Here is a 22,983-nt window from a genome sequence, read left to right as displayed (position 1 = left end):
TTAGCCTTTCATCGCGTTAGCGAGGGTGTTCAAACGGGTTTTGATGGAGTTGTCGATCATCTGGCTACCGATTTTAACGGTCAGCCCACCAAGAAGTGATGGATCGACTTTGGTCTGTATGGCGACGGTCCTGCCGACGCGTGTTTTAAGTGAGGCCAATAATGCCTTGGTCTGTGCTGCGCTGAGCGCGTGGGCGGAGGTCACTTCGGCAGTGACTTCGCCGCGATGGGCCGCAGCAAGCGTTGAAAATGCACGGGCAACGGCAGCTGTTTCGTTCAAGCGGCGGTTGTCGGCGAGCACGCCCAATGTCTTTGCAGTCAACGCATCAAGCTTCATGGCTTTTGCCACAGCGGCGATGGCTTTTTTCGCATCACTACGGCTCAGCACCGGATTGCTGGTGAGTGCTTTTAGATCAGCCGATTCGCGCACGGCTTGGGCTATCGCCTGCATGCTCTTTTCAACTGCATCGATCGCCTTCGCATCGCGGGCCAGTTCAAACAATGCCGTCGCGTAACGGCCAGCAAGACTGGCTTGAATATTAGCGCTTGTGCCGCCGGAATGATCCACGCGTCGAATTCCTAAAATGTGAGACTGAAAAACTATTCGAGCGCACCGAAGGGTTGCCCCTTGCTGGCGTCGCGCCGCGCCTAGCAGGGGTTTTGCTGCGATGCAAGATGGCGATTGTCGCTTGTTTAAATGGAATCGTGATCCTGAACTTGTTTCAATATAACAAACTGCCTTAGGACGTTTTCCTGAAGCAAGTTTAGGTTGATATGACGGAGAGTGAAATGGGCAAAATGATTCGCATGACGATGTCGGATGGCGCGGAAATCGCGGTTTACCATGCCGAAGCATTGGGTGAACGTCGCGGCGGGCTTGTCCTTGTTCAAGAGATATTTGGGGTGACTGACCATATCCGCGAATTGTGCGACGAATATGCCGCCGATGGATATGAAATATTGTCGCCGGCCATTTTTGACCGCGAGCATCCGGGATTTGAGGCGGCTTATACTGGGCCCGATTATCACCGCGCTGTCGAGTTGGCCCGGGACCTGCATCCGTTCGCGCAATCGCTCGATGATGCGCAGGTTTGCGTAAATGCGCTCAAAGACAAGGGGCCAGTGTTTATAACCGGCTATTGCTATGGCGGCTCAGTCGCTTGGGCAATGGCGGGGATCAGCGATGATCTTGCCGCAGCCAGCTGCTATTATGGCAGTCTCGTTCCAACGCTGTACGCTGACAATACCCCCAAATGCGCGACTATTGCCCATTTCGGCCGTTATGACGCGGGCATACCGATGGAGGGCGTCGAAGCACTTATTGAAAAGGCGCACCCGACCGCGCAAATATTTGTCTACGATGCCAATCACGGTTTCAATTCCGACCGACGCAAGGATTATCATGAAGCCAGCGCCGATCTGGCACGCGAGCGCACCTTGGCGCTCTTTCGCGCCTGTGGTGGATGACGGCGGCGATGACAAAAAGCGTCTGGAACGACGGCGGTGCAGGCGTTTCCATCTATTGGGCGGTGGCTGAAACCGCGCTTGGCTCGATGCTACTGGCCGCGACAGACAAAGGGATTTGCCGCCTGTCGTTTGACGAAAATGAAAGCACGCTAAAGCGCCGCTTTCCAAACGCGACCCTGTTGAGTGAAGGCGGATCGCTCGCGGCCCTGATCGATGGCGCCGTCTTTGCGATTCAAAACCCAAGGCAGATGCCCCAATTACCCCTGGATATCGGCGGCACGGATTTCCAAATGGCCGTATGGCAGGCGTTGCTGCAAATAGCTGCGGGCGAAACGCGCAATTATGCCGAAATCGCTGCGGCAGTTGGAAAGCCCGATGCGGTGCGCGCGACAGGTTCGGCCAACGGCGCAAACCCGGTGTCGGTGCTCATACCCTGCCACCGCGTCATCCGGTCCGATGGCGGCCTTGGCGGCTATGCTTATGGGCTGGAACGCAAGCGCCGTTTGCTGGCGTGGGAAAGCGGGCAGGGCGGTCTGTTTTTAGCTTAGGGTCAGGACCACTGAAATCGGGCAGGCGCGCAGTCGCCAATTTTTAAGGATAAAGCGCCCGTACGAAATAGAGCCCTTCAGGGGGGGCATTTTCCGCCAGAGCCGAGCGGTCGGCCGCATCTAACGCGGCCTTTAGGTCTGCCGCTGTCCAACGCCCAAGCCCAACGGCGACAAGGCATCCGACCATGGACCGCACTTGATGATGCAAGAAGGACAAGGCCGCTGCCTCGATAATCACATGCTGCCCTTCCCGCCGCACGTTGAGGCGGTCGAGTGTTTTTATGGGGCTGGCAGATTGGCACGCGGTCGAACGGAAGGTGGTGAAATCATGCAGGCCGACAAGTATCTGCGCGGCATCATGCATTGCCTCGGCGTCCAGTTCCGGTCCGACGCGCCAGACGCGACCCTTTTCTAAAGTCAGCGAGGCGCGGCGGTTGAGGATGCGATATGCATAAGACCGGCCAATGCAGCTATAACGCGCATGCCAGTCATCAGCGACCTCTTCGCATGCCAATATCGCGATGGGGTGCGGGCGCAAATGGGCGTTGATGGCCTCCATCAAGCGAAAGGCGGAAAGGCCTTTTTCCACATCGACATGCGCCCGCATACCAAGCGCATGGACCCCTGCATCGGTGCGACCAGCGCTGTAGACCAAAGTTTTTTCGCCGGTGGTTTTGAATATGGCCTCTTCGATCGCCCCTTGGACTGAGGGGCCATGGTCCTGCCATTGCCAGCCCATATAGGGACCGCCGTCAAATTCGATGGTGAGCGCGAAGCGAGTCAACTGCGGGTCGCTTTCGTGCAAGCGGCAACTTCTCCGTCGCTCCAGCCTACGCTGGGGCGACGGTTATTTGGGTTCACGCAGAGGCGCAGAGGAATGCTTTTCGCCGCGTCATACTGAACTTGTTTCAGCATCCATCGTGCCGCAAAGACCGAAGGGGTAAGAGGTAAATCTTCCCCCCCATACCCACCAGCCTGTTGTGGTGTGACGAATTTGAGAGTGAGCGGTGTCATGTTAGGATCGTGCCAGCAGGAATGGCCTTGCCGCGCAGCAGGTCGGCGGTTGGCATAGCGGGCTTGCCAGCGCGTTGGATAAGTGTTGGACGGATGGCATGAACGCCGCAGGCGATGGTAAGTTGGTCGTCGATAATCCTGCCTGCCGCGCCGTGGGCTGCGACGATGTCAGCGGCCAATACACGGTAACGTTCGCCTTCAAATTCGAACCATGCGCCCGGTGCGGGGTTAAAGGCGCGGATTTGGCGTTCGACGGCTTCGGCAGACTGGGAAAAATCCAGCTTCGTTTCGGCCTTGTCGATCTTGGCGGCATAAGTAACGCCTTCGTCCGGCTGCGCCACGCAGGGAAATGCCTCCACATCCGCCAAAACCCGGACCATCAGTTCCGCGCCAAGCTCCGCCAGCGCCATAGTAAGCTGGCCCGTTGTTTTGTGCCCGATTTCGATTTCCGTTGTCGCGCGGACGGGGCCCGTATCAAGGCCCGCCTCCATCTGCATGACCATGACGCCACTATTGGTATCGCCGGCCAATATCGCACGCTGCACAGGCGCGGCGCCCCGCCAGCGGGGCAGCAAGGATCCGTGGACATTCAGGCAGCCATGCAGAGGCGCGTCCAAGACCGCTGGCGGCAATATGAGACCATAGGCCGCAACGATAGCCACATCGACGCCCAGGGCAGCGAAATCAGCCTGTGCCTCCGCCTGACGCAGCGACAGGGGGCATCGCACGCGCAGCCCTAGTTCTTCGGCGCGTTGTTGCACAGCGGACGGGGTCAGCTTCTTGCCGCGATTGGCGGGGCGCGGCGGCTGCGTATAGACAGCGACCACATCATGCCCAGCCGCCACCAACGCATCGAGCGTCGGTACGGCAAATTCCGGGGTTCCCATGAAGGCAAGACGCATCGTCACTTTTCCTTTGTTCAAAAGCCCCCTAAGACCCGAAGCATGGCATCGCAAGAAATAGACGCATTGGCACAAGCATTGTCGAAGCTACCGGGGCTTGGCCCACGGTCGGCGCGCCGCGTCGTGCTGCACCTCATGAAAAAGCGTGAGAGCGTGTTGCAGCCGTTATTGCGTGCGTTGCAGAATGTGGAGCAGCGGCTCGTTGTTTGCAGCACCTGTGGCAATATCGACACTGGCAATCCATGTGGCATTTGCGTCGACCCGCGCCGCGACATCCGGTCCATTTGCGTGGTGGAGGATGTATCGGACCTGTGGGCACTTGACCGCTCGCGGCTTTTTCCGGGCAAATATCATGTTCTGGGCGGACGCTTGTCCGCGTTGGACGGTGTCCGGCCAGAGGATTTGAACATCGACGGATTGGTCAGCCGCATTGCCGAAGGCGGCATTGACGAAGTGGTGCTGGCGATGAACGCAACGCTTGAGGGGCAGACAACGGCCCATTATCTGGCCGAACGGTTGGAACAATTCCCCATTCGCCTGACCCAATTGGCGCATGGCGTGCCGGTGGGCGGGGAACTGGACTATCTCGACGACGGCACTTTGGCGCAAGCATTGCGCGCGCGACGACCCGTCGGTTGATTTATCCAAAGACCGTCCCTATTTGCGACCCATGGCTATATTACCTATTCTTGAAGTGCCCGATCCGCGGCTGAAAACCATCTCGAAACCTGTTGAGAGCTTCGATGGCGAGTTGAAAACGCTCGTCCATGACATGATCGAGACGATGTATGACGCGCCCGGCATTGGCTTGGCCGCCATTCAAGTGGGTGTGCCAAAGCGCCTGTTGGTGATCGACTTGCAGGAAGAGGAAGCCGAAGGCGAAGAACCCGTCCGCAACCCGCGCGTTTTTGTGAACCCCGAAATTTTGGACCCGTCCAACGAACATAGCCTGTATAATGAAGGTTGCCTGTCTGTCCCCGACCAATATGCCGAGGTGGAGCGCCCAGCCCAAATCCGCGCCCGTTGGCAGGATTTAGACGGCAAGGTGCATGAAGAGACGATGACTGGCCTGATGGCGACATGTTTGCAGCATGAAATGGACCATCTGGAAGGCATATTGTTCATCGACCATCTGTCGCGGCTAAAGCGTCAGATGGTGTTGAAGAAGATTGAGAAGGCCCGCAAAATGGGCGGCGGTCATGTGCATGGGCCGGATTGCCGCCACTGATGCGGTAGTTTGAAACCCCGTTCTAGGCGGGGTGTCGTTATTTTGCGAACTGTGACGGGGCGGCGCTAACCGTTACAAACTTGCCGGCCTGAATTTCCTGTACCTCAAGCATACGGTCGGTCAGGCCATTGGCGTTGAACCGGAACGCGCCGTCAACGCCGATGAAACCTTGCGGATCAGTCAATTGCCCCACGGGAAAGCGTGTCCCGGGACGCCAGTCGCGGGCGACGCGGGCCACCAGTAACACCGAGTCATAACCAAGGCTCGACAGGCGCAAGGGGGCCTTGCCAAAACGGGCACGATATTTGGTCGCATATTGCGTGTAGAGCGTGTCCGACACACTTGCGAACCACGCGCCATACATGGGCGGACTGCCCGCCAGCGTGCCATCGATATTCCACAAATCAGTGCCTAAGATTTTGGCCGTGCGTAGCCCGCCACGGCGCAAGGCAGGCACTGTTGTGATGGCTGCGCGGCCGCTGTCGGCAACCAAGATGGCGTCAATAGCGCCCATCTGTGCCAGACGACGCGCGGCGGCTTCGGCTGATGCGGCTGTTCCGTTTGATTCTTGAATGCCCACCAAAACGCCGCCGGCTGCGCGCACCGCTGTCGTGATATTGGATTGCGCACGCTGTCCATAGACATTGGATGCAACCACGCCAGCAAAGCGGTTCATGCCTTTCGATTTGGCATATAGCACCACGCGTTCAATCGATTGGTTCGGTAAATGGCCAAGCAAGAACACATTCTGTCCAGCAACGCCGACATCATTGGAGAAGCTGATGATGGGCACGGCTGCTGGACGTGCAATTTCTGCGACCTCAATGACATTGTCGGCGCGTAGCGGGCCCAAGATCAACTTGTTGCCATCTGCAATCGCGCGTTGTGTCGCGGCGGCCGCGCCAAGGCCCGTGTCATAAGTGACCATGCGGATGTTGGTGACTTTGGTATCGGCAAGTGCCAGTGCCGTTGCATTGGCAATCGATTGCCCCACTTCAGCGTCAGGGCCAGTCACGGGCAGCAAAAGCGCGACACGGTGCATGCCATCGGACGGTTCGGCGACGACAATCGGTGCTTTGCTGCGCGGGACTGTGCTACAGGCCGCTAGCAGGATGACCGATGCTAATATTAGCAGCTTTTTGAATTGGCCTGCTAAAGCTTGCGGCTGCGCGCGCGTTGCGGCAATGGTTGCGCTCATTTTGGGTTCCTTGGGAAGAAGCTGCATATTCCGATGACTTTCGAATCAGGCTTATATGTCGTTGCGACCCCCATCGGCAACCTTGCAGATATATCGCAAAGGGCAATCGACCTCCTGACCGCCGCCGAAATAGTCGCGGTTGAAGACAGCCGTGTGACAGGCAAATTATTGCATCATTTGGGCATTAAAAAGAAAATGCGCCGCTACAACGACCATAGCGGCGGCGTTGAGCGCGAGTCCTTGGTCGCTGCCGCGCGTAATGGCGTTGTCGCCTTGGTGTCGGACGCTGGCACGCCGTTAATCTCCGACCCAGGATATAAGCTTGTCCGCGCCGCCCGTGACGCTGGCGTGCCGGTGTTTACCATTCCGGGTGCAAGTGCGGTGACAGCAGCTTTGTCGATTTGCGGCCTTCCTACAGACCGTTTTTTGTTTGCAGGCTTTTTGCCCAATAAAGCCAAAGCGCGGGTTGAGACATTGACCGAGCTGGGGCAGGTCAAGGCGACATTGGTGTTTTACGAGGCCGGCCCGCGTCTGGCCGCAAGCTTGGCTGCCATCGCAGAAACCTATGGCGACCGCGAAGTTGCTGTGGCCCGCGAGTTGACCAAAAAGTTTGAAGAGGTGGTGACTGGAACAGCCGCAGAGCTGGCGGCGCGCTATGCCGAACAGGAACCCAAGGGCGAAATCGTCCTCATCATTGGCCCGCCAGCCGACGATGTGGTGACGGAAACGGGGGATGTCGATGCGGCGTTGCAAGCGGCGTTGGAAATCATGTCCGCTGCCAAGGCCGCTGGCGCTATTGCCAAGCGGTTCGGGCTGGAACGCAATGCCGTCTACGCCCGCGCCACGGAATTGAAGGCAAAGTGAGCCGCCTTGCCGCCGAAAAACGCGGACGGCGCGGGGAGGCGATTGCCGCTTGGTTTCTGCGCCTGAAAGGATGGCGTATCTTGGCCGCGCGCGTGAAAACCCCGCGCGGCGAGGTGGATTTAATCGCACGGCGCGGCAAAAGCATCGCCTTTGTTGAGGTGAAGGCGCGGACGAAAGCCGCTGACCTTGCCACCGCGATTGATGCCAGTCGGTTGCGCCGTGTGGCCGCAGCGGCGGAAATTCTCTTGCCCAAATATGGTAAAGAATGTGAAAATATGCAGATTGATGTGATTATGGTTGCGCCGTGGCGCTTCCCTCAGCATTTGCCAAATGTCTGGCACGGATAGGAACTCGCGAAATGGCAATCAAAATGGCGGTCCAGATGGACCCTATGGACGGTATCAACATCAATGGCGATTCCAGCTTTGCACTGATGCTGGCGGGGCAATCGCGCGGATATGATATCTGGCATTATGATGTCGGCACGCTGACACTTGATGCCCATGACCGGCTGACGGCTTGGGCGCATCCGGTGCATGATGTGCAAAGGGTGGACGGCGCGCATTATCGTTTTGGCGCACCGAAGAAAATCGACTTGGGCGCAGACATTGACGTAGTTTTGATGCGGCAGGACCCGCCCTTTCATGTCGGCTATATCACCGCGACCCATTTGCTGGAACGCATCGCGCATGAGACATTGGTGGTCAACAACCCCGCCAGTGTGCGCAACGCGCCCGAAAAAGTCATGGTGCTCGATTATCGGCAATATATGCCGCCAACGATCATCACCCGTTCCGCAGACGAAGTGCGCGACTTCCAAAAAATACATGGCGCAGTCGTCGTGAAACCATTGCACGGCAATGGTGGCAAAGCCATTTTCCGCATTGACGCCGACGGCAGCAATCTGGGCGCCTTGTTTGAGGTGTTCAACAACACATGGCCCGAACCGCATATGGTGCAGCCATTTCTGCCTGATGTCGCATTGGGTGACAAACGTATTGTCATGATCGACGGTGAAGTAACCGGCGCGATCAACCGCCGTCCGGGCGAAGGCGAATTCCGTTCTAACTTGGCCGTTGGCGGTAGCGCGGAGCCGACTGAGCTGACAGCGCGCGAACGCGAAATCTGCGCCGCGATGGGCCCGCGTTTGAAGCAACTTGGCCTGATATTTGTCGGCATTGATGTTATCGGCGGTCAATATTTGACTGAAATAAACGTGACCTCGCCCACGGGCATTGTCGCGATTGATCGCTTTAATGGAACGGACACACCTTCGCGCATTCTCGACGCGATTGAACGCAGATTGTCGGAGCAGAAATAATGGAAGATTGGATCATTCGCTTGGTTGAGTGGGGCCATTATTGGGGCGTCGCTGTGCTCATGCTGCTCGAAACCATCTTCCCGCCGATCCCGTCCGAAATCATCATGACCGTGGCTGGCCTATCATCGGCGCGCGGCACTATGAGCCTTGCTGGCACCATTGCGGCGGGGACGGCGGGCGCGATGCTGGGCAATTGGATATGGTATTGGGTAGCGGTCAAATTTGGTGAAAAACGGATGCAAATCTTCATCGACCGCTACAGCCGTTGGTTGACGCTCGACTGGGATGAGGTGGAGCGCGGCCAAAGCCTGTTTCGCAAGCATGGATCGATCATTGTATTGGTGGCGCGCATGTTGCCTACATTACGGTCGCTGATTTCGATACCGGCGGGCTTGTTCGGCATGACCCTTCGCCGCTTCATGATATTCTCGACCATTGGGACCGCCGGATGGACCGCGGCCTTGGCCTGCGCAGGCTATTTCTTGGGATCGCAGTTCGACGATGTGGAAAAATGGCTTGGGCCAGTGTCGACCATAGTGATCGCAGGCATCGTTCTGACTTATGTGTGGCGATTATTGCGCTGGAAACCTAAACCCGCGCTTAAGCCCGGGGATGCGCGTTCTGATATTCATCCAAAAGCATAGCGGTATCAACAGCCGTATAAACTTGAGTCGACGACAGGCTGGCATGGCCCAATAATTCCTGCAGGCTGCGCAAGTCCGCGCCGCCTGCTAACAAATGCGTGGCAAAGCTGTGGCGCAGCGCGTGCGGCGTTGTCCGGTCGGACAGGCCCAATCGCGTGCGTGCGCCCTGAACCGCGCGGCGCACCAATGCGGGGGATAATGGCCCACCTTGCGCGCCGCGAAACAATGGCTGGTCGGCATCGGCGGCATAAGGGCAGAGCGCGAGATATTCTTGAATGGCCGCCCTGACTTGCTCCAGCAAGGGCACGATGCGTGTCTTGTTGCGCTTGCCGGTAACCCTTAACGTGCTGCCCATTGGCAATATGTCGCCCATCAGGCCCGTCGCCTCGCTGACGCGCAGGCCGCTGCCATAAAGCAGCAACAGCAACGCCCAATCGCGCGCGCCGATCCAACCGTCTTTTGCATTTTCGGCGACGTCATCGGCGAGTGCCAGAACATCATCGGGGTTCACTGGGCGCGGCAGGCTGCGCTGCACACGCGGCCCTCTCATCACAGGCAAAGTCACATCATCGCCTAAGGCAAAGCGCAAGAAATGGCGCGCGGCGGACAGTTCACGCGCCGTGGAACGATTGGTCAGGCCATCGCCGCGCCGGTCGGCCAAAAAGGCGCGCATATCTGCCGATGAAATATTGCGCAGCGTCACGCGGGTGACATCGCCGCCCCAATAAAGTTGCAGAAATCCTGCCAGCCGGTCCGCCGTCGCATGATAAGCGCGCACGCTGTGCGGCGACATCCGGCGGTTGTCGGTCAGGAACGCTAAATATTCGGTTAGCAAAGACGGCATAAGCTTTATGCTATCAGGCGGCGGCATCCGCCTCAACGTTTACTATCTGGGGCAGGATCGCGTCGAGCAACGGCATTCCCTGCGGCGTGACAGTGATATGGTCTGCATCGCGGGTGATCAGGCCAAGCTGTGCAATTTTGTCCACTGCATCCATGTCCAATAAGTAAGCAGCGGCGATGCCCGTCCGTTGCGACAGGCGGCTGAGGTCAATCCCTTCCGCCAGCCGCAATCCCATCAGCAAGCTTTCGGTCGCGCGTGTCGCAGCATCAAGATGGTCTTCGCTGCTGATGCCATGGGCGTTACGTTCGACAGCGGACAAGAAATTCTCCGGCTTTTTATGCCGCTGTGTTGCGGCTTCAAGCCGCCGTCCATGCGCGCCGGGGCCAATGCCGATATAATCATCATAACGCCAATAGCTTAAATTATGGCGGCTTTCGCTGCCGGGGCGGGCATGGTTGCTGATTTCATAGGCGGGAATGCCTGCGGCGGATGTCATCTGTCCGGTCAGTTCATATAATGTCGCGGCATCATCATCATCGGCGGGGATGAAATGGCCGGTGCGCACCAAAGTTTCAAAGCGCGTGCCGGGTTCAATGGTCAGTTGATATAGCGAGATATGGTCGGTGCTAAAGGAAAGGGCGTGTTGCAACTCGGCCTCCCATTGGACAGCGGTTTGTTCGGGGCGCGCGTAAATCAGGTCGATGTTGACGCGGCCAAAATGACGCTGCGCAATGGCCAGCGCGTCAAGGCTCTCGGCAACCGAGTGCGCGCGTCCCAGAAACGTCAGCGCGGCATCATCCAATGACTGAAGCCCAAGCGATACGCGGTTGACCCCTGCTGCCGCTAGGTCCGCGAAACGCGCCGCCTCGACCGAAGACGGGTTCGCTTCCAAAGTGATCTCGATATCTTCGGCAAAATCCCAATGCCGCTGCGCCGCGTCAATCAATGCGGCAACGGTGGACGGGGGCATCAACGATGGCGTGCCGCCGCCGAAGAAGATGGAGGTGAGCTTACGATCCGCCGTCAGCCCCGCCTCATAGGCCATATCCGCCAGCAACGCCGCACACCATGCCGCATCGTCCACCGTATCGCGGACATGGCTGTTGAAATCACAATATGGGCATTTGGAAACGCAAAATGGCCAATGGATGTACAGGGCGAGCGGGGCGGGCTGCGTTTGGCGTGTCATCGTCATCAGCCAACAACGACCGTAGCCCTGAGCAGCAGCCGAGGATCGGCTGCGTCCGTCGAAGGGTGCGTCGCCATCTGGCAAGACGCTATTCTGAAAAGCGCCCTTAGACTCTCGTCAGCGTTGTCGCACTGACGGCTCAGGGCTGCGGTGTATAGGCGCGCGGGCTTGTTCAAAACACTGCCGCAACCAATTTGCGAAATGCGTCCGCGCGATGGCTCTTGGCGTGTTTCTCTTGCGGATCAATCTCGGCAAAGGTTTCGCTGCGGCCTTCGGGCAGGAACACAGGGTCATAACCAAAGCCTAGCAACCCGCGTGGCGGCCAAGTCAGGCTGCCCTGCACACGGCCTTCGAAAATTTCCTGATGTCCGTCGGGCCATGCAAGCGCCAAAGTGCAAATGAAATAAGCGCTCCGGTCGGTGGCGGGACCAAGTTCAGCTAACTTGCCCTCAACCTTGCCCATCGCCATATACCAGTCACGCCCGGGTCCGCCTTCGAAGTCCTGGGTTTCCGCCCAATCGGCGGTGTAGACCCCCGGCGCACCGCTTAAGGCGGCAACGCACAGGCCGCTGTCATCGGCCAGCGCGGGAAGGCCGGAACCTTGCGCCGACGCATGGGCCTTCAGCAACGCATTTTCGGCAAAGCTGGTGCCGGTCTCGTCGGGCTCAGGCAGGCCAAGTTCGCCTGCTGATACTGGTTCGATACCAAAAGGCGCAAGCAAGGCGCGGATTTCACGGACCTTGCCCGCATTATGGCTGGCGATAACCAACTTGCCGGGTTCGAGTTTACGGTGAGTCATAATGCCCAACTCATGTCATACTGAACTTGTTTCAGCATCTTAATTCTGGGCTGTTCAAAAGTAAGACCCTGAAACGAGTTCAGGGTGACGGGTAATAAAAATTCGCAATGAATCATAAGCGTCGCCTCAAGTCATTGTGTCATCCCCGACTTGATCGGGGATCCATGGTCTAACCGTTGGGCCATGGGTTCCCGCTTTCGCGGGAATGACACAGAAATTTAAGTGGTCCTGACCCTAAGACTTCTTTACTTAACCGCATCGGCCTGCGCGGCGAAAATCCGGTCGGTTCCCATGCGGGCGAGGCGGAGCAAGCGCAGAAGGCCTTCTTCGTCATAGGTTGCGCCTTCGGCGGTGGCTTGCACTTCGGCAATCTGTCCACCTTCGATCAAAACGAAATTCGCATCGGCATCCGCGTCGGAATCTTCGATATAATCAAGGTCCAAAACTGGCGTGCCTTTGAAAATACCGCAGCTCACGGCTGCAACCCGTCCGCTGATCGGATCTTCCTTGATCGCGCCTGAGGCCATCAGACCATTGACGGCAAGCCGCAACGCAACCCAAGCGCCAGAAATGGCGGCGGTGCGCGTGCCGCCATCGGCTTGCAACACGTCGCAATCGATAGTGATTTGGTTTTCGCCCAGCTTTTTCAAATCGACGACCGAGCGCAACGAGCGGCCAATAAGACGTTGAATTTCCTGAGTCCGGCCCGATTGCTTGCCCTTGGCCGCTTCGCGTTGGCTGCGCGTATGCGTGGCGCGGGGCAGCATCGAATATTCCGCCGTGACCCAGCCTTCACCCTTGCCGCGCAACCATGGTGGAATGCGATCTTCGACGCTGGCGGTTACCAACACGCGGGTGTCGCCAAATCCGATAAGGCAGCTGCCTTCGGCATGCTTCGTGAAATGGGTTTCGATCGAAATGGCGCGCATTTCGTCTGGCGCACGGCCGGATGGACGCATGATAATCTCCTGATAACAAGTTGCCGCCCGCAGTAGGCCGTGAATTCGTAAATATCACCTTCACGGCGTCAAAATGGCTTCGATCTCGAGGCAAAATGTCCGCCGCAGGCAGTCACTCTGCCTGCAAGGGCATTTTGCCTCGAGATCGAAGCCATTTTGACGTCCTTCGGATTTGACCCATACTGTCCATTGCTGCGTTGGCAAGCTTGGACTTAGAACCACTAAGCCCTGCGCTTGCCGCCTTGCACTGAACAATATGGCCTCAAACCGTGAAGGTGATATTTATGAGTTCACGGCCTTAGCCTGCCCCGCTTGCTTTGCAAGTGCGCGGTGCGCTACACTGTCATGGTGAGCCAAACGCCCATCCATGAACTGAATGACCGGACACGCATGATTTTCCGGATGGTGGTTGAAAGCTATCTGGATAATGGCGCGCCGGTTGGGTCGCGGACCGTTTCCAAATTTGCAGGGTTAAACCTGTCGCCTGCCTCCATCCGCAATGTCATGCAGGATCTAGAGGAAGCAGGCTATCTCGCCTCTCCCCATACCAGTGCTGGACGGGTGCCAACCGAAAGCGGCCTGCGCTTATTCGTCGACGGCATGATGCAATCGGCGGCACCATCGGTTGAGGAACAGCGCGCGATTGAATCGCAAATCCGGGGCGAGGGGCCGATTGAGGAGGCGCTGGCAGCCGCAACGTCGGTACTGTCGGGCCTGTCCGCCTGCGCCGGCATCGTGCTGGTGCCAAAGCGGGACGCGATCCTAAAGGCCTTTAGCTTTGCGCGCCTTTCCCCATCACAAGTGCTCGCGATCATGGTTGGATCCGACAATAGCGTTGAAAACCGGCTGGTGTCGATTGACCCAGCGATTAGCGAATCCATGTTGGTGGAGGCTGCGAATTATATTTCGGCGCGCCTATCGGGCTTAACCCTGTCCGAAGCGCTCGAGCGCCTCGACAGCGAAATTCGCGCCGAAAAGGCGGAGCTGAACGTGGCCAGCCAAAAATTGGTGCGTGACGGGCTGGCGATTTGGTCGCTTGATGCCAATGACCGGCCTGTGCTGATCGTGCGCGGGCAGTCGAACTTGATTGACGAAGCCGCCGCCGCTGACCTTGACCGCGTCCGGCAATTGCTTGACGAGCTTGAGAGCAAAGAGGAAATTGCGCGGCTGGTCGACAGCGCGCGTGAGGCGCAATCGACGCGGATTTTTATTGGCTCGGAAAATAATCTTTTCTCGCTTTCGGGGTCATCGGTCATCGCCGCGCCCTATCGGGAGGCAGGGGGCAAGGTCGTTGGCGTCATTGGCGTCATTGGTCCAACACGCCTGAATTATGCACGCATTGTGCCGATGGTGGACTTTACCGCGCAGGCACTCAGCCGTTTAATTAGGCCGTGAACGCCTAAATGGTGCGGGGGTTGATGAAATAAAATTGCTTTCTATATGCGAGCAGCAACAAACGACCATGTAGTCGCAACGTAATTGGGTTAATCAGGTTTATGACAAAGAAGAAATCAGCCGCAGCCGATCCTGCTGTAGAACAAGAACTTGAAGGCGTGCCAGAACATATGAAAGACGATACGCCAGAAGCAAGCGATGCTGCTGATACCAAAATTGCGGCGCTGGAAGAATTGCTCGCCGCTGCGCAGCAGGATGTTTTATACGCGCAGGCCGAAACGCAAAATGTGCGGCGCCGTATGGAAAAAGAGGCGCAGGACGCGCGCGCTTATGCCGCGACGGGTTTTGCCCGCGATGTGCTTTCGGTCTCCGACAATCTGTCACGCGCTTTGGATGCAATTCCAGCCGAAATGCGCGAGAGCGAGGCGATGAAACCGCTTGTCATCGGCCTTGAAGCGACGGGCCGTGAACTGGACAGCGTCTTTACCAAAAACGGCATTACGCGCATTGCCGCCATGGGCATGCCGCTGGATCCCAATCAGCATCAGGCAATGGTTGAAATTCCCAGCGCTGATGTCGAACCGGGCATCATCGTCGCCGAAATGCAGGCGGGATACATGATTAAGGACCGCTTGCTGCGCCCTGCTTTGGTTGGGGTGGCGAAGGCGGCGGATTAGGTTCAGGACCATCACGCCGGGGGTGGTCTAACCCAACGCGCTCCGCTATCGAGCGCGTCACATGACAATAGCGGCAATCCCCACGGACCGTCAGTCCCCTTGGCGCGATGAACTTCGCGCGACCTTGTCGCTTGCCTGGCCTTTGATCCTGACCAACCTGTCGATGTCGTTGATCGGCGCGACCGATGTGGTGATGGTGGGTTGGCTTGGGCCGACCGAGTTGGCAGCCGCGTCTTTGGGGTTCAACCTGTGCATGACGGCGGCGATTTTCTGCATGGGCCTCGTTACCGCGACCGCGCCGATGATGGCGAGCGAGCGCGGCGCAAAGGCGCATTCGGTGCGCGATATCCGCCGCACATTCCGGCAAGGATTGTGGGTCGCGGTTGCGGTCATGATCCCGATCTGGCTGATCTTGTGGCAGACGGAAGCCATATTGCTGACGCTTGGCCAGCAAGCCGAACTTGCGGTAAAGGCGCAAAGCTATGTTCGCGCCTATATGTGGTCGATCCTGCCATTTTTGTGGCTGATTATCGCGCGTAATTTTCTGTCGGCGCTGGAGCAGCCCTTATGGTCGCTGGTCATCGGCATATTGGGCGTTTTTGCCAATGCGGCATTTAATTATGTCCTCATTTTCGGGAAGCTGGGCGTGCCAGCCTTGGGCATAATCGGCGCAGGCATTGGCAGCATATTGGCCAATATCTTCATGTTTTTGGGCATGGTGGCGGTCATCACTTATCATCCCAAATTCCGGCGATATCATCTGTTTGGGCGTTGGTGGCGCAGCGACTGGCCGCGGTTTCGGGCGCTGTGGAAATTGGGCCTGCCGATTGGCGTGACGATGGGTTTGGAAGGCGGCGTGTTTGGCGTTGCGGTCATGCTGATGGGGTTAATCGACACTGCCTCGGTCGCGGCGCATGCCATCGCGCTTCAGGTTGCAAGCGTGACTTTCATGGTGCCGATGGGCCTTGCGCAGGCCGCAACGGTGCGTGTGGGCATTGGCTATGGCCGGCGCGATCTTGCGCTTATCCGCCGCGCCGGTTGGACCAGCTTCGTCATGGGAACGGGGTTCATGGCGGCGATGGCGGTGCTGATGTGGCTGTCACCAGAATTGTTGATTGCTTTGTTCATTGACCGCGATGCCGCGATCAATGCAGAGGTTGTGCGACTGGCCGTCAGCTTCCTTGCCATTGCCGCCTTGTTCCAGATTGTCGATGGCGCACAAGTTGTGGGCGCTGGCATGCTGCGCGGGCTGCATGATACAACAGTGCCCATGATGTTTGCCGCCTTTGGCTATTGGGTTGTGGGTATTGGCGTCGGCGCATGGCTGGCGTTTTCGCAAGGGTGGAACGGGGTCGGCATCTGGGTTGGCTTGGCGACGGGACTTGGCATTGTCGCGGTTCTTATGCTGGTCCGTTGGTCGTTGCGCGCGCGGCTTGGGCTGCTGCCCTTAGAAGATTAGAACATCGCCATCCTTAGATTGCACCAGTAATCGTCATCCTGAGCGTGCACCAACACTCGTCATCCTGAACTCGCACCAACATTCGTCATCCTGAACTTGTTTCAGGATAACAGGCGACGTTTATGCGTTATCCTGAAACAAGTTCAGGATGACGAGACTTAGAAGCTTATCCCGAAACAAGTTCAGGAGGACGGGTCTTGGAGGGTACCCTGAAAAGCTAAAGTGTGCGCTTTTGGTTCCGGCACGCAGCCATCAACCATCAATGGCTTTCTTCTCGTCCGGGTCACTGCCGTCGATTTCTTGGACCCGCGCCTTTACCAATATGCGGACATTGTTCGAAAACAGGAATTCGGTCTCAATCACGCCCAAGCGACGGGGGATGACGTTGACGCCCCAGATCATCACATGCTTGCCGCCTTTTTTGAAAGCAATTTTCTCACCAGCCGGGATGTGCACGCGGTCCAGAGGCGCCATGGTCACAGCACCCGTTTTTGGGTCCACCGCGACATCGTGCATTTCAACGCGAACGGCCGATGGGGAACTTACGCGCAGCAAATGCACATCCTCCGGCCCGCCATAGACGTTGAAGTGCATGACCGACGGGTTGCTGTCGACAGGTGACAGCGTCAACACTGCCTCTTTCACTTTTAGCTGCGGTGTTGGGCCGCATCCGGCCAGCAAAAGGGCTGCCGCGGCGGCACTGAATGTGAATATACGTCGGTTCATAACGTCCTCCTTTTGGTGTTAGGTGCGCGCGTTCTTGCGACCAATCTATACAGAGTTTTCGCTTAACTTTTTCCCTATCTAGGAACGCCGAAGTCTTGTGCCAAGAGAATTGGCTCCTATATCGCCGCTACAACGTCACGTTATGCGAAACCCCAGTGCCTGATAGGGCTGGTGCGAAACGCGACAGGGTATAGTTCAATTTTTTAAAATTTCGGGGTAAGTTTTTATGGCTAAAGTTATTGGTATCGACTTGGGCACGACAAACAGCTGCGTTGCGGTAATGGACGGCGGCAAGCCAAAGGTCATCGAAAATGCAGAAGGCGCACGAACAACGCCATCGATCGTGGCCTTTGCTAAGGACGGCGAGCGCCTCATCGGCCAGCCAGCCAAGCGTCAGGCCGTCACCAATCCGGAAAGCACCATTTATGCGGTGAAGCGCCTTATTGGCCGTCGCTTCGATGACCCTATGACCAAGAAGGATATGGGCCTCGTCCCCTATAGCATTGTCAAAGGCAAGACCGGCGATGCATGGGTCAAAGCCGGCGGTGAAGAATATTCGCCATCGCAAATTTCGGCATTTATTTTGCAAAAGATGAAAGAAACAGCCGAAGCCTATTTGGGCGAAACTGTTACGCAAGCGGTTATCACCGTCCCAGCCTATTTCAACGATGCCCAGCGTCAGGCCACAAAGGATGCTGGCCAGATTGCGGGCCTTGAAGTGCTGCGTATCATCAACGAGCCAACCGCTGCGGCGCTTGCGTACGGCATGGACAAGGATGAGAATAAAACCATCGCGGTCTATGACCTTGGCGGCGGCACGTTCGATATTTCCATTCTAGAAGTCGGCGACGGCGTGTTCGAAGTGAAATCGACCAATGGCGACACATTCTTGGGTGGTGAAGATTTCGACAGCGTGCTTGTCGAGCATTTGGCAGCCGATTTCAACAAGGCCGAAGGCATTGACCTGACGAAGGACAAGCTTGCGCTGCAACGTTTGAAGGAAGCAGCGGAAAAGGCGAAGATTGAATTGTCGTCAACACAGACGACCGAAGTCAACTTGCCGTTCATCACCGCTGACCAAAATGGTCCAAAGCACCTTGTGAAAACCATCACCCGTGCCGACCTTGAAAAATTGGTCGATGACCTGATCAAGCGCACGCTTGAGCCATGCAAAAAAGCTTTGGCTGATGCGGGTATCAAGGCCGATGGCATTGATGAAGTCGTAATGGTCGGCGGCATGACCCGCATGCCCAAGGTGCGCGACGTCGTGAAGAATTTCTTTGGTAAGGAACCGCATACTGGCGTGAATCCGGATGAAGTTGTTGCCATGGGCGCAGCCATTCAGGCGGGCGTTTTGCAAGGCGACGTTAAGGATGTGTTGTTGCTCGACGTGACGCCATTGTCCTTGGGTATCGAAACGCTGGGCGGTGTATTTACGCGCATGATCGACCGCAACACGACGATCCCGACCAAGAAGAGCCAAGTATATTCGACGGCCGAAGACAATCAAAATGCCGTGACCATCCGCGTATTCCAAGGTGAACGTGAAATGGCGGCGGATAACAAGCTGCTGGGCAATTTCGACTTGGTTGGCATTCCACCTGCACCGCGCGGCGTGCCGCAGGTTGAAGTGACCTTCGACATTGACGCCAACGGCCTTGTCAGCGTGACTGCCAAGGACAAGGGCACAGGCAAGGAACAGCAGATCAAAATTCAGGCATCGGGCGGTTTGTCTGATGCGGATATTGAACAGATGGTCCGCGATGCCGAAGCCTTTGCCGAAGAAGACAAAAAGCGTCGTGAATCGGCAGAAGCCAAGAACAATGCAGAGAGCCTTGTCCATTCCACCGAGAAGCAGTTGGAAGAGCATGGCGACAAGATTGACGCTGCGTTGAAGGGCGAGATCGAAGCAGCTGTGGCGGAAACCAAGACCGCTATCGAAGGCGGCGATGCAGAAGCGATGAAAGAAAAGGCAACCGCCTTGGCCCAAATCGCGATGAAGCTTGGCGAAGCAATCTATAAAGAAGAGCAAGCTGCCGGCGCATCGGCAGATGCCGCATCGGAAGAAGCGCCAGCCGACGATAATGTTGTCGATGCTGAATTCTCCGAAGTCGAAGACGACAAGAAAGACTGATGTTGAATATCTCCGACCGTCGGTGCCGAATTGCAGCGACGGTTGGGGAGCCGGGGGGTTAGTCATTCATGAATCTCGACATTGATTATTATGAATTGTTGGAAGTCGAGCGGACAGCGGATGAGAAGACGCTGAAAACCGCGTATCGCCGGATCGCGATGGAATGCCATCCCGACCGCAATCCCGGCTGCGACAAATCCGAAGCCAAGTTTAAAGCCATTAGTCAGGCTTATGACGTCCTGAAAGATCCGCAAAAGCGCGCAGCTTATGACCGGTTCGGCAAGGAAGCGTTTGAAAATGGCGGCATGGGCAGTGGCGGTGGCCAAGGCGGTGCTGGCTTTGGTGACTTCTCCGATATCTTCGAAAGCTTTTTTGGCGACGCCTTTGGCGGCCGTCAGCGTGGCCCTGCGCGTGGCGCAGATTTACGCTATGATCTCGAAATCTCGCTCGATGAGGCCTTCCACGGCAAGGACGCGGAAATCACCATCGACGTCGCAACCGCGTGCGGAACCTGTAGCGGCAGTGGCGCGACGCCGGGGTCGGGCAAACGCCGCTGTAACCTGTGTGCTGGCCATGGCAAAGTACGCGCGCAGCAGGGCTTTTTCGTGGTCGAGCGCACATGCCCGACCTGCCACGGTCGCGGCGAAGTGATTGAGTCGCCATGTCGCGCTTGCGGCGGGGAAGGGCGGGCGGATGAACGCAAGACCATCGCCGTCAATATTCCGCCTGGCGTTGATGAAGGCACGCGCATTCGCGTCGCTGGCCGGGGTGAGGCTGGGCCAAATGGCGCGGCGGCAGGTGATCTGTACATCTTCATCCATCTATCGCGCCACAAGGTGTTCGAACGCGACGGCACAACATTATTCTGCCGTGTGCCCGTCAGCTTCACCACAGCGGCGCTGGGTGGCGAAATCCGCATCCCCGGCCTTGATGGCGCGGAGCATATCATCATCGTTCCAGAGGGCATACAATCGGGTAAGCAGCTTCGCCAACGCGGCGCAGGCATGCCCGTGTTGCAAGGGCGTGCTCGTGGCGACATGGTCATTCAAATCGACGTCGAAACGCCGTCCAAATTGTCCGCGCGGCAGAAGGAAATCTTGCGCGAGTTCCGTGAAACCGAAACGGGTGCAGAATGCCCGCAATCAACGGGTTTCTTTGACAAGCTTAAGGGCATTTGGGACGGCATCACCGATTAGGCTGGCGTGCGATAAAGGCTCAGATCTGCATCTGATCCACCTCGGTCCGTAAGGACATGATGAGGGGGCGGATATGCGTCAGCCGATCCTCCTCCTCATCCAATATCGCGTGAAATACCTGCTTTTTGTAACTTTGCGCGCGGCTGGCCGAAAATTCATGGCCGGGTGGGAGCGATGATATCAGGATATCGATCATCCGTTCCGCGCCATGCAAACGGCCCCATAGATAGTCGTTTTCCCGATAAGCGCGGCTGAAAAATGCCCCGAAATTGTTAAACTCTATGCCCTTTAACGTTGTGGCTGCGCCGCCTTTGCGGATAGAGGCGCAGTCGTCGGGGGATATGCGGTCCACCTTGACAGGGTCGAATTCGTCAAAGCCTTCATCCTGCAACAAAGGTAGGGTGGCGATGTCATAAAGTGCATAGCCCAAATAGCCGAGCAGCATGATTCTGCGTGCCTCAACCGGCAGGGTCAGCATGGCATCGCACAATATTTTGTCGACCTTGGCATCGGCGCGCACCAGATCGCGCCGTGCCGCAAGATGGTCCATCACGCCGGCAGGATCGTCAATGCCAGATTTGGCCGCCAGCGCGAAATCCGGGCCTAAATATTCTGCTGTTTCCAGATCGAGGAACAAGGCAAGGCAATTGTAAATAGAATCGCGCATTTTGGCGATATCATCGTCTGGCATATTGACGATATTTTCGACCTCTTCGGTCAGATGCCGAGCGAGAAAGCGCAAGCGGCGGATGCGGAAACGCAAATCATGTGCCCGAAAAAAGGCAATTTGGCGCGCTGTGGCCTTGCCCTTATGCGGCGGCAAATGGTCGAGATCACGGGTACCGACTTCGGTCCAAAGCGCAGCGCGCAAGTTACGGAAAAACGCGTTTGATGCATCGGGCACGCTGCGGCGTGCGGTGGCGACAATATCGTCAACGACGCCAGCGATTTTGAGATGGGTATAGGCGCGGTAACCGAAGCCGGCGGCAATAATCGCCTTTTCCTGCGCCGAATTTCGCCATTTTTGCATCCGACTTGCGGTTGGCTGGGTGAGAAACCATGTCTTACCCAGCAGCGTCTCTACGGTATTTTCAACCTCGCTCCGTAGGCTGTCGATGACGCGTTGCATCCGTTCAATACGTTCCGAACGGCCTGTGATTTTCTCTAGGCTGTCCCGAATGGGCTGTTCGCGCGGAATGTTGGACGACGCCCCCAATATAGTCGAAAAGAACCCCGGCGGTTTGCGCGGGATATCGGCAGTGCCGTCCATATTGCGTTTGCCAAAACGAAAACTGGGTCGGCCTGGCTTTGGGTCGATATAAACAAAACGCCGGTCCACTTCGCGGCGTGCGGGGCGGTTGCGCAAGGCGGAAATTGCCTGATTAAACGGCGCATTGGCCAATACCGATCCGTCGATCAACATCGTATCTTCGGCGGCATTGGCGGCAAATTGTTGCGGCAATATGCGCTTCAAAAATGCACTCCGGCCAAGCCAAGGGACATTTTGCCGCGCCAACAAACGGTCAAGTTCACGTACAGAAAATGGCGGGAAAGCGCCGGGGAAACTTGCCGTGGCACGTGCTGCAAAAATCAGCTCGGGAATGTCAGCGAGTCCGGTTCGTCCGCGTGTTGAAAAATCGACGGTGATGCGATGTTCGGACTCGGTAACTTCTTCGGGACTGTTGAGGCGAAGCACCCGATCATGCCCGTAATAGTCAGTTACCGTGACAAACAAATCCAGCGGCTGGCTTGTGGGTAAAAGTGGCGGTGCTGCTGCGCTCGCGGCCATGGCGTTCAGCGCATCAAGCAACAATTTCGAAAACACATTCCCGCCAAAGGGCGGCGCAAACCAACGGGCGCGGACAAAGCGGGACAGCTTGGCGGCGACTTCCTGCTGAGCCTCTTTCGCGACTGTCCTTTCAACCGCGCCGCCGCGTCGGCGCAAAATCATCCATGCAATCGGCGTTGCCCAAAATTTGGTGAAGCGCGACAGCGGGCGGGCGTCTGGATCAAGCAGTATGTCGACATCTGCCATTTCAAGCCACATATCGGTCAACGGCTCTAATGATTGGCCCGTGACGATAGCCTGCGACAGAAATATGCCGTTGATGCCGCCTGCGCTTGACCCTGCAATAATGTCTGTCAAAACCCTCAACTTGACGCCGCTAACCCGCGACAATTCCGCAAGCAGGTCGTGATAGACAATCTCGCTGCGGCGGGTGGGGGGTGCGCCATCATGAAAAGCGCGGCTCGCGCGGACCATGTGCCAAATCTCGCGCGTCACGCCATGCATGTAAATGGCAAGGCTGACCCCGCCATAACAAATAAGCGCCAGCCTGAGTTCTTTTTCGCGCATAGCCATGATGTGGCATTAGGCTGCGCCACACGCAAGCGCTGATACAGAACAGTTATGTCTTGAG

At 57.1% G+C, this 22,983-nt stretch carries 23 protein-coding genes; 13 read left to right on the top strand and 10 right to left on the bottom strand.

From position 1 onward, the window contains the following. Positions 1–567 carry a F0F1 ATP synthase subunit delta gene (locus ACILP3_RS00485; protein WP_395614714.1) on the bottom strand — a complete coding sequence of 189 codons (567 nt, stop codon included), beginning with the start codon at positions 565–567 and terminating at the stop codon, positions 1–3. A gap of 221 nt (positions 568–788) precedes the next feature. Here ACILP3_RS00485 and ACILP3_RS00480 point away from each other — a divergent pair, with 221 nt between their 5' ends. Next, complete coding sequence (locus ACILP3_RS00480; RefSeq protein WP_395614713.1) at positions 789–1,466, top strand: dienelactone hydrolase family protein; 678 nt, start codon at positions 789–791, stop codon at positions 1,464–1,466. Between the two features lie 8 nt (positions 1,467–1,474). Beyond that, positions 1,475–2,014 carry a methylated-DNA--[protein]-cysteine S-methyltransferase gene (locus ACILP3_RS00475; RefSeq protein WP_395614712.1) on the top strand — a complete coding sequence of 180 codons (540 nt, stop codon included), beginning with the start codon at positions 1,475–1,477 and terminating at the stop codon, positions 2,012–2,014. Between the two features lie 43 nt (positions 2,015–2,057). On the opposite strand, the gene truA is transcribed toward ACILP3_RS00475, so the two are convergent. Together truA and fmt are read right to left on the bottom strand one after the other, a co-directional pair. Further along, the gene (gene truA, locus ACILP3_RS00470) at positions 2,058–2,798 is read right to left on the bottom strand and encodes a tRNA pseudouridine(38-40) synthase TruA (protein WP_395614711.1); all 741 of its coding nucleotides are present in this window, start codon (positions 2,796–2,798) and stop codon (positions 2,058–2,060) included. Positions 2,799–3,024: 226 nt separating this feature from the next. After that, positions 3,025–3,930 carry a methionyl-tRNA formyltransferase gene (fmt, locus tag ACILP3_RS00465; RefSeq protein ID WP_395614710.1) on the bottom strand — a complete coding sequence of 302 codons (906 nt, stop codon included), beginning with the start codon at positions 3,928–3,930 and terminating at the stop codon, positions 3,025–3,027. A gap of 42 nt (positions 3,931–3,972) precedes the next feature. Here fmt and recR point away from each other — a divergent pair, with 42 nt between their 5' ends. Continuing rightward, complete coding sequence (gene recR, locus ACILP3_RS00460; protein WP_395614709.1) at positions 3,973–4,569, top strand: recombination mediator RecR; 597 nt, start codon at positions 3,973–3,975, stop codon at positions 4,567–4,569. Positions 4,570–4,600: 31 nt separating this feature from the next. Then, on the top strand, positions 4,601–5,158 hold the full coding sequence (gene def, locus ACILP3_RS00455; RefSeq protein ID WP_395614708.1) for a peptide deformylase: 558 nt from the start codon (positions 4,601–4,603) through the stop codon (positions 5,156–5,158). A 37-nt stretch (positions 5,159–5,195) separates the two neighbouring features. Here def and ACILP3_RS00450 read toward each other — a convergent pair whose 3' ends face one another. Further along, entirely contained in the window at positions 5,196–6,356 is a 1,161-nt protein-coding gene (locus ACILP3_RS00450; RefSeq protein ID WP_395614707.1) for a penicillin-binding protein activator, read from the bottom strand. Positions 6,357–6,389: 33 nt separating this feature from the next. Here ACILP3_RS00450 and rsmI point away from each other — a divergent pair, with 33 nt between their 5' ends. From rsmI to ACILP3_RS00430, 4 genes are read left to right on the top strand one after another with little or no spacing between them, the layout of a single operon-like run. Continuing rightward, positions 6,390–7,220 (top strand): 16S rRNA (cytidine(1402)-2'-O)-methyltransferase, encoded by an 831-nt coding sequence (rsmI, locus tag ACILP3_RS00445; protein WP_395614706.1) that lies wholly within the window; start codon positions 6,390–6,392, stop codon positions 7,218–7,220. Continuing rightward, complete coding sequence (locus ACILP3_RS00440; RefSeq protein ID WP_395614705.1) at positions 7,217–7,567, top strand: YraN family protein; 351 nt, start codon at positions 7,217–7,219, stop codon at positions 7,565–7,567. Before rsmI ends, ACILP3_RS00440 begins: the two co-directional genes overlap by 4 nt. Positions 7,568–7,578: 11 nt before the next feature. Then, positions 7,579–8,541, top strand: coding sequence for a glutathione synthase (gene gshB / locus ACILP3_RS00435; protein WP_395614704.1), 963 nt, complete (start codon positions 7,579–7,581; stop codon positions 8,539–8,541). Next, a complete protein-coding gene (locus ACILP3_RS00430; RefSeq protein WP_395614703.1) occupies positions 8,541–9,185 on the top strand; it encodes a DedA family protein in 645 nt (214 codons plus the stop codon). The genes gshB and ACILP3_RS00430 overlap by 1 nt, the downstream gene beginning before the upstream one ends. On the opposite strand, the gene ACILP3_RS00425 is transcribed toward ACILP3_RS00430, so the two are convergent. The 4 genes from ACILP3_RS00425 to rph all read right to left on the bottom strand — a co-directional run bounded on the left by ACILP3_RS00425 (position 9,142) and on the right by rph (position 12,976). Then, positions 9,142–10,029: a tyrosine recombinase XerC gene (locus tag ACILP3_RS00425; protein ID WP_395614702.1), complete on the bottom strand. Its 888-nt coding sequence runs from the start codon at positions 10,027–10,029 to the stop codon at positions 9,142–9,144. The genes ACILP3_RS00430 and ACILP3_RS00425 overlap by 44 nt on opposite strands. Before the next feature lie 13 nt (positions 10,030–10,042). Further along, positions 10,043–11,218: a radical SAM family heme chaperone HemW gene (hemW, locus tag ACILP3_RS00420; protein WP_395614701.1), complete on the bottom strand. Its 1,176-nt coding sequence runs from the start codon at positions 11,216–11,218 to the stop codon at positions 10,043–10,045. Between the two features lie 172 nt (positions 11,219–11,390). Then, on the bottom strand, positions 11,391–12,017 hold the full coding sequence (rdgB, locus tag ACILP3_RS00415; protein WP_395614700.1) for an RdgB/HAM1 family non-canonical purine NTP pyrophosphatase: 627 nt from the start codon (positions 12,015–12,017) through the stop codon (positions 11,391–11,393). Between the two features lie 245 nt (positions 12,018–12,262). Continuing rightward, positions 12,263–12,976, bottom strand: a complete 714-nt coding sequence (gene rph, locus ACILP3_RS00410) for a ribonuclease PH (RefSeq protein ID WP_395614699.1) — start codon at positions 12,974–12,976, stop codon at positions 12,263–12,265. Between the two features lie 348 nt (positions 12,977–13,324). On the opposite strand from rph, the gene hrcA reads away from it, so the two are divergent. The 3 genes from hrcA to ACILP3_RS00395 all read left to right on the top strand — a co-directional run bounded on the left by hrcA (position 13,325) and on the right by ACILP3_RS00395 (position 16,507). Next, positions 13,325–14,371 carry a heat-inducible transcriptional repressor HrcA gene (gene hrcA / locus ACILP3_RS00405; protein WP_395614760.1) on the top strand — a complete coding sequence of 349 codons (1,047 nt, stop codon included), beginning with the start codon at positions 13,325–13,327 and terminating at the stop codon, positions 14,369–14,371. A 101-nt stretch (positions 14,372–14,472) separates the two neighbouring features. Further along, positions 14,473–15,048, top strand: coding sequence for a nucleotide exchange factor GrpE (grpE, locus tag ACILP3_RS00400; protein ID WP_395614698.1), 576 nt, complete (start codon positions 14,473–14,475; stop codon positions 15,046–15,048). 61 nt (positions 15,049–15,109) lie between these two features. Continuing rightward, complete coding sequence (locus ACILP3_RS00395) at positions 15,110–16,507, top strand: MATE family efflux transporter (protein WP_395614697.1); 1,398 nt, start codon at positions 15,110–15,112, stop codon at positions 16,505–16,507. Between the two features lie 252 nt (positions 16,508–16,759). Here the strand turns inward: ACILP3_RS00395 and ACILP3_RS00390 are convergent, their stop codons facing one another. After that, entirely contained in the window at positions 16,760–17,233 is a 474-nt protein-coding gene (locus ACILP3_RS00390) for a copper chaperone PCu(A)C (protein ID WP_395614696.1), read from the bottom strand. A gap of 226 nt (positions 17,234–17,459) precedes the next feature. Between ACILP3_RS00390 and dnaK the strand changes: the two genes are divergently transcribed. Together dnaK and dnaJ are read left to right on the top strand one after the other, a co-directional pair. After that, positions 17,460–19,367 carry a molecular chaperone DnaK gene (gene dnaK / locus ACILP3_RS00385; RefSeq protein WP_395614695.1) on the top strand — a complete coding sequence of 636 codons (1,908 nt, stop codon included), beginning with the start codon at positions 17,460–17,462 and terminating at the stop codon, positions 19,365–19,367. Positions 19,368–19,435: 68 nt separating this feature from the next. Next, positions 19,436–20,563 (top strand): molecular chaperone DnaJ, encoded by a 1,128-nt coding sequence (dnaJ, locus tag ACILP3_RS00380; protein WP_395614694.1) that lies wholly within the window; start codon positions 19,436–19,438, stop codon positions 20,561–20,563. 19 nt (positions 20,564–20,582) lie between these two features. Here dnaJ and ACILP3_RS00375 read toward each other — a convergent pair whose 3' ends face one another. Next, positions 20,583–22,919, bottom strand: a complete 2,337-nt coding sequence (locus tag ACILP3_RS00375) for a patatin-like protein (protein ID WP_395614759.1) — start codon at positions 22,917–22,919, stop codon at positions 20,583–20,585. Positions 22,920–22,983: the final 64 nt, after the last annotated feature.

This window comes from Sphingorhabdus sp. (assembly GCF_044239665.1).
Classification (GTDB): domain Bacteria; phylum Pseudomonadota; class Alphaproteobacteria; order Sphingomonadales; family Sphingomonadaceae; genus Sphingorhabdus_B.
The sequence above is the reverse complement of the archived record's forward strand: the minus strand, read 5'-3'. Positions and strand labels throughout refer to the sequence as shown.

Coding starts and splice junctions, on each gene's coding strand:
- rdgB (WP_395614700.1), bottom strand. CDS start 12,017: ATGACTCACCGTAAACTCGAACCCGGCAAGTTGGTTATCGCCAGCCAT.
- dnaK (WP_395614695.1), top strand. CDS start 17,460: ATGGCTAAAGTTATTGGTATCGACTTGGGCACGACAAACAGCTGCGTT.
- ACILP3_RS00425 (WP_395614702.1), bottom strand. CDS start 10,029: ATGCCGTCTTTGCTAACCGAATATTTAGCGTTCCTGACCGACAACCGC.
- ACILP3_RS00375 (WP_395614759.1), bottom strand. CDS start 22,919: ATGCGCGAAAAAGAACTCAGGCTGGCGCTTATTTGTTATGGCGGGGTC.
- recR (WP_395614709.1), top strand. CDS start 3,973: ATGGCATCGCAAGAAATAGACGCATTGGCACAAGCATTGTCGAAGCTA.
- ACILP3_RS00480 (WP_395614713.1), top strand. CDS start 789: ATGGGCAAAATGATTCGCATGACGATGTCGGATGGCGCGGAAATCGCG.
- grpE (WP_395614698.1), top strand. CDS start 14,473: ATGACAAAGAAGAAATCAGCCGCAGCCGATCCTGCTGTAGAACAAGAA.
- ACILP3_RS00390 (WP_395614696.1), bottom strand. CDS start 17,233: ATGAACCGACGTATATTCACATTCAGTGCCGCCGCGGCAGCCCTTTTG.
- ACILP3_RS00430 (WP_395614703.1), top strand. CDS start 8,541: ATGGAAGATTGGATCATTCGCTTGGTTGAGTGGGGCCATTATTGGGGC.
- gshB (WP_395614704.1), top strand. CDS start 7,579: ATGGCAATCAAAATGGCGGTCCAGATGGACCCTATGGACGGTATCAAC.
- hemW (WP_395614701.1), bottom strand. CDS start 11,218: ATGACACGCCAAACGCAGCCCGCCCCGCTCGCCCTGTACATCCATTGG.
- def (WP_395614708.1), top strand. CDS start 4,601: ATGGCTATATTACCTATTCTTGAAGTGCCCGATCCGCGGCTGAAAACC.
- rph (WP_395614699.1), bottom strand. CDS start 12,976: ATGCGTCCATCCGGCCGTGCGCCAGACGAAATGCGCGCCATTTCGATC.
- ACILP3_RS00475 (WP_395614712.1), top strand. CDS start 1,475: ATGACAAAAAGCGTCTGGAACGACGGCGGTGCAGGCGTTTCCATCTAT.
- fmt (WP_395614710.1), bottom strand. CDS start 3,930: ATGCGTCTTGCCTTCATGGGAACCCCGGAATTTGCCGTACCGACGCTC.
- ACILP3_RS00450 (WP_395614707.1), bottom strand. CDS start 6,356: ATGAGCGCAACCATTGCCGCAACGCGCGCGCAGCCGCAAGCTTTAGCA.
- rsmI (WP_395614706.1), top strand. CDS start 6,390: ATGACTTTCGAATCAGGCTTATATGTCGTTGCGACCCCCATCGGCAAC.
- ACILP3_RS00395 (WP_395614697.1), top strand. CDS start 15,110: ATGACAATAGCGGCAATCCCCACGGACCGTCAGTCCCCTTGGCGCGAT.
- dnaJ (WP_395614694.1), top strand. CDS start 19,436: ATGAATCTCGACATTGATTATTATGAATTGTTGGAAGTCGAGCGGACA.